This window comes from Gilliamella sp. M0364 (assembly GCF_016100565.1).
In the GTDB taxonomy this organism is placed as follows: domain Bacteria; phylum Pseudomonadota; class Gammaproteobacteria; order Enterobacterales; family Orbaceae; genus Gilliamella; species Gilliamella apis.
This window is the reverse complement of the sequence record NZ_JACFSF010000001.1, coordinates 147854-164387: the sequence shown is the minus strand read 5'-3', so window position 1 is coordinate 164387 and position 16534 is coordinate 147854. Positions and strand designations below refer to the sequence as shown.

General features: G+C 34.4%; 15 protein-coding genes. 5 read left to right on the top strand and 10 right to left on the bottom strand.

The features are described 5' to 3' along the window. Positions 1-11: 11 nt before the first annotated feature. Positions 12-1541: a tannase/feruloyl esterase family alpha/beta hydrolase gene (locus H3U96_RS00780; RefSeq protein WP_065578800.1), complete on the bottom strand. Its 1530-nt coding sequence runs from the start codon at positions 1539-1541 to the stop codon at positions 12-14. A gap of 277 nt (positions 1542-1818) precedes the next feature. Here H3U96_RS00780 and H3U96_RS00775 point away from each other — a divergent pair, with 277 nt between their 5' ends. Together H3U96_RS00775 and H3U96_RS00770 are read left to right on the top strand one after the other, a co-directional pair. Next, complete coding sequence (locus tag H3U96_RS00775; protein ID WP_173795332.1) at positions 1819-2265, top strand: LexA family transcriptional regulator; 447 nt, start codon at positions 1819-1821, stop codon at positions 2263-2265. Next, entirely contained in the window at positions 2262-3527 is a 1266-nt protein-coding gene (locus H3U96_RS00770) for a Y-family DNA polymerase (protein ID WP_198195295.1), read from the top strand. The genes H3U96_RS00775 and H3U96_RS00770 overlap by 4 nt, the downstream gene beginning before the upstream one ends. 28 nt (positions 3528-3555) lie before the next feature. Here the strand turns inward: H3U96_RS00770 and H3U96_RS00765 are convergent, their stop codons facing one another. The 5 genes from H3U96_RS00765 to H3U96_RS00745 form a co-directional block, all read right to left on the bottom strand. Continuing rightward, on the bottom strand, positions 3556-3930 hold the full coding sequence (locus tag H3U96_RS00765) for a hypothetical protein (protein WP_198192069.1): 375 nt from the start codon (positions 3928-3930) through the stop codon (positions 3556-3558). 70 nt (positions 3931-4000) lie between these two features. Further along, positions 4001-5131 (bottom strand): ABC transporter permease, encoded by a 1131-nt coding sequence (locus H3U96_RS00760; protein WP_065578805.1) that lies wholly within the window; start codon positions 5129-5131, stop codon positions 4001-4003. A 5-nt stretch (positions 5132-5136) separates the two neighbouring features. After that, entirely contained in the window at positions 5137-7932 is a 2796-nt protein-coding gene (rbbA, locus tag H3U96_RS00755; protein WP_198195294.1) for a ribosome-associated ATPase/putative transporter RbbA, read from the bottom strand. 13 nt (positions 7933-7945) lie between these two features. Further along, on the bottom strand, positions 7946-9019 hold the full coding sequence (locus H3U96_RS00750; protein ID WP_198195293.1) for an HlyD family secretion protein: 1074 nt from the start codon (positions 9017-9019) through the stop codon (positions 7946-7948). A 374-nt stretch (positions 9020-9393) separates the two neighbouring features. Further along, positions 9394-10017: a hypothetical protein gene (locus H3U96_RS00745; protein WP_065578808.1), complete on the bottom strand. Its 624-nt coding sequence runs from the start codon at positions 10015-10017 to the stop codon at positions 9394-9396. Positions 10018-10275: 258 nt separating this feature from the next. Between H3U96_RS00745 and argE the strand changes: the two genes are divergently transcribed. Continuing rightward, positions 10276-11433 (top strand): acetylornithine deacetylase, encoded by a 1158-nt coding sequence (gene argE, locus H3U96_RS00740; protein WP_086320650.1) that lies wholly within the window; start codon positions 10276-10278, stop codon positions 11431-11433. A gap of 411 nt (positions 11434-11844) precedes the next feature. On the opposite strand, the gene rnz is transcribed toward argE, so the two are convergent. The 3 genes from rnz to H3U96_RS00725 form a co-directional block, all read right to left on the bottom strand. After that, positions 11845-12762 carry a ribonuclease Z gene (rnz, locus tag H3U96_RS00735; protein ID WP_086320651.1) on the bottom strand — a complete coding sequence of 306 codons (918 nt, stop codon included), beginning with the start codon at positions 12760-12762 and terminating at the stop codon, positions 11845-11847. Between the two features lie 203 nt (positions 12763-12965). Next, on the bottom strand, positions 12966-13394 hold the full coding sequence (locus tag H3U96_RS00730) for a lysozyme inhibitor LprI family protein (protein ID WP_198195292.1): 429 nt from the start codon (positions 13392-13394) through the stop codon (positions 12966-12968). A 61-nt stretch (positions 13395-13455) separates the two neighbouring features. Next, on the bottom strand, positions 13456-13683 hold the full coding sequence (locus H3U96_RS00725; protein ID WP_065578811.1) for a YccJ family protein: 228 nt from the start codon (positions 13681-13683) through the stop codon (positions 13456-13458). A 76-nt stretch (positions 13684-13759) separates the two neighbouring features. Here H3U96_RS00725 and yaaA point away from each other — a divergent pair, with 76 nt between their 5' ends. Then, entirely contained in the window at positions 13760-14533 is a 774-nt protein-coding gene (gene yaaA / locus H3U96_RS00720) for a peroxide stress protein YaaA (protein ID WP_086360994.1), read from the top strand. A gap of 14 nt (positions 14534-14547) precedes the next feature. Then, a complete protein-coding gene (locus H3U96_RS00715; protein ID WP_065578813.1) occupies positions 14548-15507 on the top strand; it encodes an AEC family transporter in 960 nt (319 codons plus the stop codon). Between the two features lie 7 nt (positions 15508-15514). Here the strand turns inward: H3U96_RS00715 and H3U96_RS00710 are convergent, their stop codons facing one another. Next, on the bottom strand, positions 15515-16372 hold the full coding sequence (locus H3U96_RS00710; protein WP_198195291.1) for a carboxylate/amino acid/amine transporter: 858 nt from the start codon (positions 16370-16372) through the stop codon (positions 15515-15517). Between the last annotated feature and the right edge of the window lie 162 nt (positions 16373-16534).

Genomic DNA, 16534 nt, shown 5'->3' with positions numbered 1-16534 from the left:
TAATGATTTAATTACTGACAGATAAAGTTTTCAGGATTATTCGTATCCCCTTTACCTTGATAAATCGTTTTTTGTGGATATTGGCATAAAGGACGTTGTATGGTAACCTGACCATTTTCAATTTTTTGGGCAGTTAATCTGTTTGGCGCTTGTTTTTTCTCAACCCAATTAACGAGCGACTCAAAACCATTAATTTTATCTGGGCCATCACCACCATTACAATGATCAACACCAGGAGCTAGGTAGAGTTTTGCAAAATCATCGACTGAATCTTTACCGCCCATAATCTTCAATACATTATTATAATATTGAATTGTTCCTTTCGGTGCGATCAGGCGATCATTCAAACCATGCCAAATAATCATTTTGCCACCCAATTTTTTAAATTGGCTCAAATCGGCATTATCAGTTCCCATTATTGGACGGAATAACTCTACTGATTCATTAAAATAGTTATCAAAACCGCTGTAACCTAATGTTTTCCAGTCAAAATTAGGATCTTGTTTAATCCAATACTTTAAATAATCCTCTGGAATAGGAAAAGGCCCTTTATTACTAGCTAAAACATCAAGTGGTGCAGTCGGTTCAATGCTAAACCATAAAGATTTGCCATTTTGATCTGTTGGTCCTTGCCAAATTTTTCTTAGTGTGAGAACTTCGTCCTTATCAAGTCCTGCTTTATTTAGCAATTCATCGCTGATTTCTACTGCTGCTGGATCACTAACTAGGCCATCTTTAATACCATCTTTTTCATCAGCCAGTTCAATAATCGCTTTTCTAACTTTTTCCAGTTTATCGTTATCGATCGGTTTACCTAGCTCTTGTTGCATAACAATTTGAGGCCATATTTCTGCTGGTACAAATTTATCCCAATGGATTGCTGGTGCTGCAATATACAAACCATCATAATCAGCCGGATACCTTTGTGCTTCCATTAGCCCTTGTCTTCCACCAGTTGAACAACCATTCCAATATGCATAATTAGCAGCTTGACCATAATATGACGCTATGACTTGTTTGGTTTTTACAGTCATCTCATGTACACTACGATAAGCAAAATCAGTTATCGAATCGGCCTGTAATTTACCATCTTTAAAGACAAATTTGCCTTCCACTAAATTACCTGTATGTCCAGTATCTGTAGCGGCAGCAACATAACCATTTTTAGCCGCTACGGCTAATTTATCAAATGGTATAAATCCTGCATATCCACCACCACCTATTGCTTGTAATCGCTGATTCCAATTAGTAGGCAACCAAACTTCGACATTAATAGCCGGTTCAATGGATAATTCGACGCGACAAATCTGCGGTAAATCAACAATTTCTTTAGCTTTAGCACCTCTTAAAGTATCAGCCAATTTAGAACTTGGTGAAAAACGATCGGCAATTATTTCGCTACTTACTACTTTAGCATTCTCTAATTTCAAATTTGCCAATGCGTGACAACGCTCTTCGACATTAGCTTTCGCGGAAGTCGCATAAGCAGAAGATGCTAAACAACTTAACACCGATAAAAACAATAAACTGTATTTCATCATATCCTCATCCCTATCCTCAAAAAATATAATTTATAAAACTAGTTATCATTAATATTAGTCATTAGCCGTATAAATAACAACATTAATCATGATTATTTTTATCAGTGAATATCACTTATCGATAGTAATTTAATACCTATTTTAATCATCTATTTTTATTTTTTTACACTCATTTTTATTGAATTAAGAATTTTATACTGTATATTTATACATATATTGTTTTTTAATACGAATTATCCAGCACTATTCGTTTTTATTAATTTTTCGGAGTCTTTTCTTGAATAAATATTGTGTTGTCCTTGGGCAAGCTAATAGTTCGCTCACTGCTTATTTACCTTTAGTTGATACACCAGTAAGAGCTGGATTTCCATCTCCTGCTGATGATTATTTAGAAACAAAACTGGATCTAACTAGTCATTTAGTGAAGCATCCTAGTGCAACTTACTATATTAAAGCGATTGGTGACTCGATGATTGATTATGGCATTTATAGTGGTGATCTCCTTGTTGTCGACCGATCTTTACAACCGAAAATAGATGATATTGTTGTTGCTGCTGTGGATGGTGAATTAACCTGTAAATGTTTAAGTTTTATTAATGGCGAACATCATTTATTGTCTGGCAATAAACTTTACCCACCGATTTCATTAGTCGGCAAAGACGTGCATATTTGGGGAGTGGTAATACATACCATTCATTCCCTACGTAAACGAGGACACTCATGATTGGCTTAATTGATTGTAATAATTTTTACGCATCTTGTGAGCGGGTATTTAATCCAAAATTAGAAGGAAAACCAATTGGTATTCTTTCAAATAATGATGGTTGTGTAATAGCACGCTCTAATGAACTCAAACCGTCAGTTGCTATGGGCATGCCGGCCTATCAAATCCCCTCCCATATTCAAAAAAAAATTACCTTATTAAGCTCTAATTATGAACTTTATGGTGATATGAGTCAGCGAGTATTTGATACCGTTCGTCATTATGCTGCGGATATCGAACTCTATTCGATCGATGAAGCTTTCATTCATCTAAACGGGTTTAGCCATGCTTTAAATCATTGTCAAAATTTAAAAGCAATAGTAAAACGTGATACAGGTATCCCAGTCAGTATCGGGATTGCCGCAACTCGCACCCTAGCAAAGTTAGCTAATCATATCGCCAAAAAATACCCTATTCATCAGGGTGTTTATTGTTTTCCTACTAATCAAGAGGAGATAGCAACCACCTTAAAACAATTTTCGGTTGAAGATATATGGGGAGTTGGTTGGCGAATTGCTCAACGGTTAAAAGTATTAGGCATTCACACCGCTTGGGATTTGCACCAAACAAATTTAAAACAAATTAGACAGTCTTTTTCAGTTGTCCTTGAACGTACCGTGCTTGAACTCCGTGGTATTAGTTGTATTGAATTAGATGACCTGCATACCGCTAAAAAAAATATTATGACATCACGTAGTTTTGGTCATTTAACCAATGATCTATTTGATATACAAGAAGCAATTCGAGTACATGCAAGTCGTGGTGCAGAGAAACTAAGAAAGCAAAAATCAGTTGTCAATGCCGTATTGATCTTTTTAAAAACCAACCGATTTCGACCAGAATTACCTCAATATAATCCGTCAGTTGTGGTGCCATTATTATCGGCGACCGATGATTCAAGAGTTATTATTCATGCGGCCCAAAAAGGGTTACAATCCATTTATAAACCGGGTTTCTTATTTATGAAATCCGGTGTGATGTTACTTGATTTAAAAACTAAAGATAATTATTGTCAATCGGATTTATTTACTGCTGAAACATCAGCAACTGAAAAACACAAAAGTGAACAATTAATGAAAACCATAGATGACATCAATCAGAAAATGGGAAAAAATACTATTCACTTAGGTGGTATCAGACAAACTGCTGCATGGCAAATCAAGCGAGAGCGACTTAGCCAACGATATACGACTCGTTGGGATGAGTTACCTTTGGTAAAATAGATAACGGGTTAACCGCTAAGATAATAATTTAATCAATCGATTGAATTGAATTACCTTGTTCATTTCTTACATCAACATATACATCCCATTTTCTATAATCACTATTAATAGATTTTTCACAAGAAATTGAAAGCCCATATTTATGAGGAAGATTTTTTAAGCCTAAGCGTATTTTATGCCACTTTACCTTTAATGGTAAAAGGCAGTTAGATGCGTAAAATTTTCTATTTGCTTCAAGTGTATGTAAATTAGTATGATGTTCTTGATTATAGGTGGCTATAAATTCAGCCGCCTTATTATCAATTTCACCGAAAACTTCATCAAGCGTCATAGCCTGTGCAAAAGGAACAGTAATAACAGCTACAATTGCGATACTATATTTTAGTAAATGAATCTTTTTCATAAAAAACTTTAATAATTTAAATTATTAAGTGCAAATAAAGTTAATTTTTGCACTTTTATTATTCATAAAATTAAGAGCCCATATTAACAATTGAGCTACGAAAGCGTTTCAGTGCAATAAGGAAAAATACACTACCAATTCCTAATAACCACGCATACGAGGTCCAAACCACACTTAAACCAGCTCCTCGATATAAAATTGCCTGTCCTAATTCGACAAAATGAGTGGTTGGCGCAAATAACATAATATTTTGCACCACTTCCGGCATACTTTCTCTTGGCGTACTACCACCTGAAAGCATCTGTAACGGTAGAAGGATCAAAATAAATAGCATCGCAAATTGTGCGGTTGATTTAGCCACCGTCGCCATAAAGATACCGAGTGACGTTGTCACGAATAAATGTAGCGCTGCACCTATTAAAAATAAGGTAATCGAGCCCTCAATTGGCACATTTAACCAACCATGAACAACGACTAACAGTGCACCCCAAGTCGAAACTAATACCACCAGCCCCATAGACCAAACTTTAGAAATCATGATTTGAAATGGTGTCACAGGCATTGACAACAAGTGATCAATAGTACCATGCTCACGCTCTTTCATTAACGCCGCACCGGTTAAAATAATCGACAACGTGGTAACAATATTGATAATCTCCATGACAGAACCAAACCAAGAACGGGTTAAATTAGGGTTAAAGGCCGCATGAACCTCAATATTAACTGGCAAACTGGTTGGTTTATCAATTTGATTAAAGTATTTAGTTATTTCGCTGGTGACAATTTGCGTAATATAACCATTACCTACAAAAGCCTGCCCCATTCGGGTTGCATCAATATTCAGTTGAATTTCTGGACTTTGGTTATTTAACACATCACGTTGAAAATTAGGTGGTATATTTAATGCAAAAGTATAACTATCGGTATCCATTCCGCGATCAACTTCATCCATTGAATTTAATTTAACTGGCTTATTAAACATTGGCGGATAAAACGCTGCGATAATTTGCCTTGATAAAGGCGAATCATCTTCATCAACCACCGCAATTGAAGCATGATGAAGTGAATCTGAAGTTGCGGTAGCGGCGGTATAAATATCCAGCGTAAAGCAGTAGGCGATTAACAATAACATGATTGGATCACGAATCAATCCCCATAACTCTTTAATACCTAAGCGATAAATATTAATAAAACTTTGCATAATATCTATCCTTCTTGTTTCTTGAGGAGGAATATACTTGCACCAAGTATAATCGGAATAGTAATTAGTAAGGTAAATATCGAGTTATGTAAATCAAAAAATCCTAATGCCTTATTGAAAACACCTCGAGCAATAATAAGCATATGGGTAGTTGGATAGACTTCACCAATATATCGCCCACTCCCTTCTAATGATGCTACTGGATTGAGTAACCCCGAAAACTGTATCGCCGGTAACATGGTACCAACACAGGTTAAAAAGATAACCGCAATTTGACTACGTGTTACCGTCGAAGCAAGTAAACCAAAGCCAGTAGCAATGATACAATAAGCTAATCCAGCTAAACATAAAGTTAGCAAACTGCCTTTTATCGGTACACCAAATATCGTAACCGCCATAAGCAACAGCAATAAAAAGCTAAGCATCGAAATAACAATATAAGGAACCTGTTTACCTAATAAAAACTCAGTTCGAGTAACAGGCGTTACATATAAGTTAATTATTGATCCCATCTCTTTTTCACGCACTACGGATAATGCTGCTAACATTGACGGAATCATTAAGAGTAAAATAGGAATGACCGCTGGCACCATCGCTTGCAAACTTTTAATATCCGGATTATAACGATAGCGGGTCTCAATATTTGCCAATGAGCTAGATGCGGTGCCGGTAGTGGTTTTTATTTTGTCACTTAACCACGAAAGGTGCATACCTTGTACATATCCTTTAATCGTGTCGGCACGTAACGGCATGGCTCCATCAATCCAGATACCGATATTAACTGGGTCACCGCGTTGAATATCACGACCAAAATTAGGGGGAATTTCAATAGCCAACGCTATCTCATTACTTCTCATCCTATGGTCCATATCATCATAATCAATGATTGGCGGTTTCTCGATAAAATAACGCTTAGAACCAGATAGATTAGTAATATAATTTTGGCTGGTGATCGTTTGATCACGATCTAATACTGCAAAATTTAAATCCTCAACATCCATCGTGATACCATAGCCCATCACCAACATTAAGATCGCTGAACCTAATAGTGCCAATAAAGCGCGCAATGGATCTCGAGATAACTCAAGTGTTTCACGCCATAGACAACCAATCAAACGAGTTAGACTAAATCCTTGTAGATGTTGATTACCTGTCTGAACTGGTTTATTCGGAACAGTTTTCGGCTCTTCACTGATTTTTTCATCGCTATGAGTATCATCTGCTCCGGCATCAACTAAATATCGAATAAAGGCCTCTTCAAGGGTTTTCGCATCTTTAGAATTAATGATATTATCTGGCGTATCACTAGCTAAAACTTTACCAGCATGCATTAACGAAATCCTATCACAACGCGCCGCTTCATTCATAAAGTGGGTAGTGATAAATACGGTGACTTTATCTTTTCGCGATAGTTCAATAATTAAACGCCAAAAGTCATCACGAGCAATCGGATCGACCCCAGAGGTAGGTTCATCGAGAATAAGAATTTCAGGATTATGCACCACAGCAACCGATAAAGAAAGTCTTTGCTTAACACCTAACGGTAGACTATCTGGCAAACTTTTCAATTCATTTTCCAGACCAAAACGCTTAACTAACTCCTCAACTCTTGCCGGTATTTTACTTTCTTCAATACCAAATAAACGAGCATGTAACACAAGGTTTTGCTCAACCGTCAATTCACTGTAAAGTGAGAACGCCTGCGACATATAACCTAAATGGCGTCTTACATTAATATCACTGGCATCAACCGGTTTACCAAATAACCACGCTTCACCTGACGAAATTGGTAATAGACCGGTTAACATCTTCATGGTGGTTGATTTACCGCAACCATTTGATCCTAAAAAACCAAAAATCTCACCTTGTTTTATGGAAAAATTAACATGATCAACCGCAATAAAATCGCCAAATTGCTTAGTTAATCCTTTTGCTTCGATTGCAACTTTTAAATCTTGATTTAAATCTAATGGTGGGATTTCAACAGCTTGATAACCTTCCCTAGCATCTTCGGGCATTAATTGAATAAAAGCATCATCTAAATTATCTTTCCCTGTTTTGGCTAACAGTGCTTGTGGTGTACCTGTTTCGAGGATCTTACCGCCATACATTGCTACTAACCAATCAAAATTTTGCGCTTCATCCATATAAGCGGTAGCAACAATAACACTCATTTGTGGACGTTGCTCACGGATTTTATTAATTAGTTGCCAAAATTGTGCACGAGAGAGCGGATCAACACCGGTTGTTGGTTCATCAAGAATAAGTAAATCAGGATCATGAATCAAAGCCGAACATAAACTTACCTTTTGTTTCATTCCGCCAGAAAGACGACCCGCAGGCCGAGATAGAAAAGGATATAAACCAGTGCTTTTAGTTAACTCATCAATACGTCGCCGTCTTTCGGCGGCATTATTACCAAATAGACGGGCAAAAAATTGTAAATTTTCTTCGACTGACAGTGTAGGATAAAGGTTTTTACCTAATCCTTGTGGCATATAAGCAATACGGGTACATACGTTTTGACGATGTGACTTATCTTTCATATCCCCATCTAAAACGTAAACTAATCCCTCTTGGATGACATGCGCGCCGGCTATCAAAGATAATAGACTAGATTTACCCACTCCATCGGGACCAATCAATCCCACCATACATCTTGGTGGGATAGCAATACTGACATCCTTGAGTGCACAAGTTTTTTTATAATGTAATGTTACATTACTGACATTGACAACTGCATCTTCAATGGTTTTACCTTCAGCAAGTAACCTCAAATCCTTTTTATCCGATTCTGACATATGCTATCTCCAATTATTTTGTTTGGCATTTTGCAACATCAGATAAACCTGAAGGCCACTCCGTATTAGGATCAAGTCTAACCCATGCAACGCCAGGAAGACCGGTTTTAACATGAGTAATATAACATCTTAACAATTCTGGGCTTAATTGTGCTTTAACTCTAAACATCAATTTTTGACGTTCATCTTTAGTTTCAACTGTTTTAGGCGTAAATTGTGCCACACTAGATACAAACGAAACTTTGGCTGAAATAGCTTTATCTGGAAGAGCATCCAACACTAGTCTAACTTCATCACCAATACCCACTTTCCCCGCAATTGTTTCTGGTAAAAAGAAAGTCAAATAGACATCGGATAGATTGACTAGATTTAACACTTTACCACCAGAAGGTAACACTTCACCAGGTTGTGCTATACGATATTGAATACGGCCATCAACAGGAGCGGTTAAGGTACTATCATTAATATCAGCTTGAATTTGATTAATATTCGCTAACGCTACATTTATCGCTGATTTAGCACTTTCTACGCCAGCTTGAGCAGCTTCAATCGCTGCATCAGCAGCGGTAACTTGTGATTTAGCTGAATCTAATGCAGCTTTGGCACTATTTACTTTAGCAGTATCATCATCAAATTGTTGTACTGAAATCGCTCCTTTTTGATAAAGTGCAGCAGTACGTTGTAAATGCTTATTGGCTATATCTAAGTCACTTTCTCTTTGTGTAACACCAGCTAAAGCAGCAACTTTATCACTCATTTTTAAAGCTACTTGTGCTTTTGATGTCGCTTCATTACTCATAGCTTGTCGATGTTGAGCTTGGGCTTCATTTAATTGTGCTTGTAACGTATCAGTTTGCATAATGACTAGCGGTTGGCCTGCAGTGACAAAATCGCCCTCTTCAACATTAATCTTTTCAATTCTACCGGCTAATTTGGTAGAGATATTGATTTCAGTAGCTTCGATACGTCCGTTGCCACTAGTAAAATCAGCACCATAGCCATCAGGCTTAAATTGCTGCCACAAAATAAAACCAATAATAACAACTACAACTGCAATAACAATCCATTTTTTGTTTATTTGTTTCATGAATAACACCTTATTCTAAAGTGACAAATCTAAAATATAACTTAACGAAAAATTTAATAGTTAGAAGCGATTTATTTTCAATATGATCATCATAGCAAATGTCTTTTATAAATAACATCAGCTCGCAATACAAACGCAGTAAAAGCTAAAAAAGGTCATTTATAATTTTAAATAGAGATCACAATAAACGTAGATGATGATTTATAAAGAAAAGCAAAAAAAAATGAATATCCAATTAATTTAATTGAAAATTATTTTAATATATTATTGATTTAGTCAATGGAAAAAGGTTAATAAAAAAAACTAAACTCCAAATCAATATAAAATTAATTTGGAGTTATCTTATAAATGTTAAACGATTATCTTGAAAAAGATCATAAATCCGGTCTAAACCGTTTTAATTCTTTTAATGGAATATCACCTTGAACTGAACATTGAATCATGACTTTGCCACTAAACCTATCATATTCAAGAAACAATAAATTTTCAGCAGTGCCTCTTACTGGAGAGTCATTGGTTAATACATGTTTATTGTCAGACCAAACACCATCTTTATAAAATAACGCATTGGCAACATCAAGCGTACCATCAGCCGATATTTGCCAATCAACCCATGGTAACGCACTTTTAATCTCTTCAAAGGTATTATCGGTGTTAAATCCCCAAAAATAGTACTTCAGATGTTCATTGTAAATATATTGGGACTGATCAAAACTTTCGATTTTTAAACCATTAAAGATAATGGGTGGATCAAATGTAAGTCTACTTTTTTTAGGATTATTATTTGATTTAGTGACAAATTTGCTATAACCATTTGGTAAATTTACGATTGGAAAATAATTACGATATATTTTTTTATTTAAATCTGAAAAAAAAGTCTTATCACATTGGGTAAAGCTTTTTAATAAATGACTAAAATCATCATCAAATGATGGATTTTGGGCATTTGCGAAAAATGGCATGAGTAAACCAATAAAACATAATGATTTAATCTTCACTGTCTATTTCCTTATTAGTGATTGATAATAATTTTTTACTTTGAGTAGCTTTAAAATAAGTTATTATATCAATAATGACAAATAATATTTAGCCTATCTTTAACTATAATAGTAGCGAAATATTCAAAGATAAAACAATTAGTTGCTAATCAATAACCGTCTAACAAAATAGCAACAAACTATTGCTAGCAGTGTTGTAAGGAAATATAGTAATTAAATATATTTTTCCCAGCGGACTTATTTAATAAAGGTGATTTTATGGCTCTTCCTTCTTTTTTGACAATTTATAATGAATTAATATCCACTCCAACTATCAGTAATGTAACCAATGAAAAATTAGATTATTCTAATAAACCACTAATTGATAAATTAGCCCAATGGTTTGCTGATTTAGGCTTTACAATTGACATTCAACCTGTACCAAATACTCGTAATAAATTTAACATGTTAGCCACCTATTCCAATAGTGACAATAAAACTCAAGGCGGCCTATTATTAAGTGGTCATAGTGATACAGTGCCTTTTGATGATGGACAATGGAGCAAAGATCCATTTAAGTTAACCGAAGAAAATAATAAACTCTATGGGCTAGGCACTGCAGATATGAAAGGATTTTTTGCATTTATATTAGATGCGTTGCGTGATATCGATCTTAAAACATTAACCAAACCAATTTATGTATTAGCGACCGCAGACGAAGAGACATCAATGGCTGGCGCTTCATTTTTTGCCCAACAAACGCAACTACAACCAGACTGCACAATTATCGGCGAACCTACCTCATTGATTCCTATTCGTGCTCATAAAGGATTTATATCTAATTCAATTAGAGTTATTGGTAAGTCAGGCCATTCAAGTGATCCAGACAAAGGTATTAATGCTATCGAAATCATGCATTTAGTGATTGAAAGATTACTTATTTTGAAGCAAAAATTCAAACAACAATATCATAATGATGGCTTTAGCGTACCTTATCCAACCATGAATCTTGGTGTTATTCATGGTGGTGATGCAGCTAATCGTATTTGTGGCTGTTGTGAATTGATTATTGATATTCGGGTTTTACCAGATAACGATATTGACTCACTTTATAATGCCCTTTGTGAAGCATTACAACCCGTTATGGACCAATATCCTAATCGAGTTTCCATCGAATATGAGGTATCACCAATACCGGGCTATGAATGTAAAAAAGATCATCCAGCATTAAATCATATCGAAAAACTGGTTGGTCACACCGCGCAAACTGTTAACTACAGTACTGAAGCGCCATATTTAAATCAAATCGCCCCAACCATTGTATTAGGGCCAGGCTCAATTGAGCAAGCTCATCAACCAGATGAATTTATTTCAATGGATTTCTTAAAACCAACCAAATTAACCATTGAAAATTTAATTAAAGATTTTTGTTTATAAAAAGTACATTCGCCGGCAAAGTCGGCGAATCAGCTTAATGCTATTAAAGCACAATAATTCATTATTTTTATATTAAGACAGTATAGACTTCTCAATATTTTTTACAAAAACTTACTTTTTCATCCTACATTTATCACTTAATAAAATTTATTTATAAAGTTATCTAACCACTACAATCATAAATAAAAATTTTCTGTAAATAGTGATACTAAATGATATTAATGAATCATTTTAATCTTAAGACGGTATAGACTCCTCAATATTTTTTACAAATATGGTCATCTTGATTTAGTAAAAATATACAAGAAAAGTCATGTTTTAATTATTGTTATAGTTATAGTTATAGTTATAGTTATAGTTTTGGCTTTGATTAGTTTTATTAGTAATAGCCGACAAAGTCGGCGTGATTGATTAAACTTGAAAAGTAGCAAAATCAGTAGCAATTTCAGTATTAGCAAAGATGCTCCTTGCTTCATTAACCAGTTTTTGATTATCTTGAATACTATATCTAGGGCTAATATGCGTTATGATTAACCGTTTAGCATTAGCTTGCTTAGCTATATTGGCAGCGTGTATTGTCGTTGAGTGCCCACGTTCAATGGCTTTTGCCTCAAGAGCTTGCTCTTGAGTGGCCTCATGCACTAATAAATCGACGTTTTCAGCTAAATCAATGGATGCTTGACAAGGGATGGTATCACCCAAAATAGCTACTTTTTTGCCTTGCTTAATATCGCCTTGATAATCCTTACCATTAATTGTTCTACCATCTTCTAAAGTAACGGTTAAACCTTCTTTTAAATGAGCATAATGTGAACCTATTTGGATGTTATCTTTTTTTAATTTATCAATATCCAGCGTTGCAGGAAGATCCTTTTCAACAATACGATAACCAAAACAAGGCACTCGATGTTGTAATAATTTGGCGTCGACGCGAAATTTATTATCTTCAAACACTAAGCTATCTTGTTCAAGTTCAATAATATTTAAAGGGTAAGTAAGCCATGAAGAACTAATTTCAATCACTGTTTGAATAAATTGTTTAATACCTTTAGGTCCAACTAACGTTAATGCCGATTGATTTTGCATTAATGAACGAGTTGTCAACACCCCCGGTAAACCAAATAGATGATCACCATGTAAATGAGTCAAAAATATCATCTCCAATTTGGCTAAACTAAAATTGGCCTTTTGCATTTGCATTTGCGTTGCTTCACCACTATCAAACAGCCATAATCGCCCTCGTTCTTGTCGGAGATCAAGCATAACACTACTTACATTACGTTCTGCGGTTGGTGAACCGGCACTTGTCCCTAAAAAAGTTAATTTCATATCAAGATCAAATTGTCATTTAAAATTTTATTATATACTGAGAATAACTATTGATAATTTTATTTTGCTATAAGAGATAGAAAAATTATTATAATAGTAACTATAATAATTAATTCATTTATAACAGTAGGTTAAAACCAAAATGTTTATATCTCAAAAATCAATACAATAATTTAAATAAGGATTTCATCTTGTACTTTAATTTATTTAAGATAAAGATCTAGTTGTTTTGCTCGTTGAAAATTTAGTTCAGCAAGGCAAGAAAATTTCATCATATCTAGCGCATTATCAATTGCTCCACCACCTAACGAACGTGCAAAATCACACTGCAGATTGCGATATTTAATAAATTCTTGGTTAGATTTTTTCAATCTAGTTTTGGCAATTACGATGTATTCTTTATCTTCAAACCAATTATCAAGTGCATTGAAAAATTTCTTTTGCGATTTATCTAATTCCGCTTGACTAATATAAAAAATTTTTTCTAAACATTCAGTCATGGCTCTTTCTGAAGGCTCGCCACTACAGTAGATGCGCAATTCGTACTGATTTAAATCAGCATATTTTGAATTAGCAAAAACCTGTAGTGGCATAAAAATAATAAATATAGTCATTAATTTTATTATTTTCACAAAACTCTACAATCCTATTGATAACACTAAATTTAGTTAAATTATTGATTTATAATACATATTAAACGTTTTTACGTTCAATGGTCTGTTCGCCCCAAAAGAGCTTATTAGCTTTAGTTTTAGCGAAGGCGCGTTGTAACACTTCATCGCTACCTTCTTCCCAAATTTGTTCTGCTAATTTTTCATCATCATTAGCGAGTTCAAAAATAGCCTCGGCAATTTCAATAGAGGTTTCACGAATATTTGCCCAAGATCGAATATCATGGATTTCTTTTTTGGTACTATTCATATTTATTCTCCTTATTTGCTAAGATTACAGGTAAAATAAACCCTATTCGCACAAAACACAATAGGTAACACTCTTTATGCTAACTATCATCTCTCCAGCCAAAACCCTTGACTATCAAAGTCCATTAATCTCTACAACCCATACCCTACCCGAATGTTTAGAGGCAACAAAACAACTTATTACTGTTTGTAAAAAGCTAACTAGCGATGATTTAGCTAAATTAATGTCTATCAGCCCCAAACTTGCGGCAGTCAATTATGAAAGATTCCAGAATTGGCATCCTGATTTTAATTTACAAAATGCCAGACAAGCGATCCTAGCTTTTAAAGGCGATGTATACGAAGGTCTACATGTTGAAGATTTTACTGCTAGTGACTTGCAATTTGCGCAATCACATTTACGTATTCTGTCTGGGTTATATGGCTTATTAAGGCCACTAGATTTAATTCAACCTTACCGTTTAGAAATGGGTATTCGGTTAAAAAATGGTAACAATACTAATCTTTACCAATTTTGGGGAGAAAGCTTAACCGATAAACTCAATGAAGAGTTAGCAAAATCATCTCAACCAACTTTAATTAATTTAGCCTCTAATGAATACTTTAAAGCGATACAAGTTAAACACTTAAATGGCAAAATTATTCAACCGATTTTTTTAGATAAAACCAAAGATGATTATAAAGTGATCAGCTTTTACGCCAAAAAAGCACGCGGATTAATGAGTCGATTTATTATAAAAAATAACATTAATAATTATAATGATATTAAAAGTTTTAATTTAGATGGCTATCAATTTGATTCTAATCGCTCAACTGAATTAGAATGGTACTTCACCAGAAAACATGCATAGAAAGATATATTAAGATGGAATTTCTAATCACATTATGGCAGCAGTTTTTAACCACCTTACCTTTATTTATCTTAATTTTGTTAGGTTATATTGCTGTAAAAATGGGCCGTTGGCAAAAAACGGTAACCGATAGTGTAACTAAATTCACTTTTTATATTGCTTTCCCAATTATGCTCTTTCAAATTATGAGCCACTTTTCTGAACATTCAGAAATCGATATTAATCTTTTATTAGTATTTTTTGGTGGCTCATTTATTGTTTTTGCCTTGAGTTGCTTTATTGCGGTTAAATTTTTTAAACTTAATGGTTCTGAAAGTACCATGTTTGCTATGGGTGGAATTTACACAAATACCGTATTTGTTGGTATTCCAATTATCAATATGTTATTGGGTGAAAAAGCGATTCCTATAGTCGCCATTATCGTAATATTTAATGCTTTAATTTTATGGACTTTAGCAACAGTATCCATTGAATTTGTGCAAATGGGTAAACTATCAAGCAAAGGGTTTATCAAAGCCTTTAAAAATGTATCGAAAAATCCAATCATCATCGGCATATTTGTCGGTATAGCGGTTAATTACTCTGGTATACCTTTACCTATATTTATCGAGAAATCGACCAAAATGGTCAGTGATATGACCGCACCGCTATCATTAATAGTATTAGGTATGGGACTGGCTGAATATAAAATTCGTAATGATCTCCATATTACTATAGCAATCTGTATTATCAAGCTATTTGTGTTACCAATTGCGACTTATATTCTAGGTAAATTGTTAGGATTACCTCTTTTAGAGCTACAAGTTATTGTATTATTAAGTTCCGTATCAATAGCCATAAATTGCTATATGATGGCAAGACAGTTTGAGGTTTTACAAGGACCTATCGCATCTAGCTTATTGATATCAACGGCGTTGTCATCGATAACAACACCGTTAATTCTATCAATAATGTTACAGTTACCTTTTGCTTAAGATTAACTTATTTCACCGCAAAATTTTTGAATTTGTGGTGTAAAATCAAGGCAAAAACAATAACTGCACTACCAATAGTGAATCGCCCCCAATCTATTGATTGGTGCCAAATAACAACATTAACTAAAATACCAGCCGGAATAACCAAATTATTCATAATCGCCAGTGTACCAGAATCGACTTTAGTCGCGCCTAAATTCCATAAGAAATAACATAATCCCGAAGCCACAACACCTAACCAAATAATAATCCCCCACTGTAATTGAGTGGTAGGCAGTTTGTCAGCATTACCAAATAATAACCAACCAATAGTTGCTACAACTATTGCGCCAAAATAGACCCAAGCAAAAGCTTGATGTTGCGATAATGGATAGAGTTCCATAATACGTTTATAACCGACTTGTCCTAAAGCAAAGACGATATTGGCACCCTGAATTAATAAAAAGCCAATGATAAAATCACGACTGATGTGGTCATAACGGATAATTGCCGCACCAATGACCGCTATAATGGCCGTTAATAAATAATTAAGTCTTAGTCGATGCCCTTGCAGTAAATCATAAATAATAGTGACATAAATTGGTGTTGAAATGGTAAATAATAAAACCTCTGGCACCGAAATATATTGGAATGAGTTGTAATAAAAGAAGTACATAATTCCTAATTGGCATGCACCTACTCCCATCAAAAGCAACATCTGCTTTACAGAGACATTTTTAAAACGTAAAAAAGGAATAAAGGTAATAAAAGCCAGCAAAACGCGCATGACTACCGCAAACCAAGTATCAACTTGACCACTTAAATAAACCGCAATAAAACTAAATGAAAACGACCAAACAATGGTGACAAAAATAAGGTAATACATAGCAAATTTGTACCGAAAATAAAAAGTCAGGCATGGTAACAATTCGTTTTAATAATGTAAACAATAATTAAAACCAAATGTTTACCAATGGTGAAAAATTTTGCCGAACAAAACTTTTTAAGTACAAAATTAACAACTAAACTGCTAAAAAGGTCATTATTA

Coding starts and splice junctions, on each gene's coding strand:
- H3U96_RS00780 (WP_065578800.1), bottom strand. CDS start 1,541: ATGATGAAATACAGTTTATTGTTTTTATCGGTGTTAAGTTGTTTAGCA.
- H3U96_RS00770 (WP_198195295.1), top strand. CDS start 2,262: ATGATTGGCTTAATTGATTGTAATAATTTTTACGCATCTTGTGAGCGG.
- H3U96_RS00765 (WP_198192069.1), bottom strand. CDS start 3,930: ATGAAAAAGATTCATTTACTAAAATATAGTATCGCAATTGTAGCTGTT.
- H3U96_RS00760 (WP_065578805.1), bottom strand. CDS start 5,131: ATGCAAAGTTTTATTAATATTTATCGCTTAGGTATTAAAGAGTTATGG.
- rbbA (WP_198195294.1), bottom strand. CDS start 7,932: ATGTCAGAATCGGATAAAAAGGATTTGAGGTTACTTGCTGAAGGTAAA.
- H3U96_RS00750 (WP_198195293.1), bottom strand. CDS start 9,019: ATGAAACAAATAAACAAAAAATGGATTGTTATTGCAGTTGTAGTTGTT.
- argE (WP_086320650.1), top strand. CDS start 10,276: ATGGCTCTTCCTTCTTTTTTGACAATTTATAATGAATTAATATCCACT.
- rnz (WP_086320651.1), bottom strand. CDS start 12,762: ATGAAATTAACTTTTTTAGGGACAAGTGCCGGTTCACCAACCGCAGAA.
- H3U96_RS00725 (WP_065578811.1), bottom strand. CDS start 13,683: ATGAATAGTACCAAAAAAGAAATCCATGATATTCGATCTTGGGCAAAT.
- yaaA (WP_086360994.1), top strand. CDS start 13,760: ATGCTAACTATCATCTCTCCAGCCAAAACCCTTGACTATCAAAGTCCA.
- H3U96_RS00715 (WP_065578813.1), top strand. CDS start 14,548: ATGGAATTTCTAATCACATTATGGCAGCAGTTTTTAACCACCTTACCT.
- H3U96_RS00710 (WP_198195291.1), bottom strand. CDS start 16,372: ATGTATTACCTTATTTTTGTCACCATTGTTTGGTCGTTTTCATTTAGT.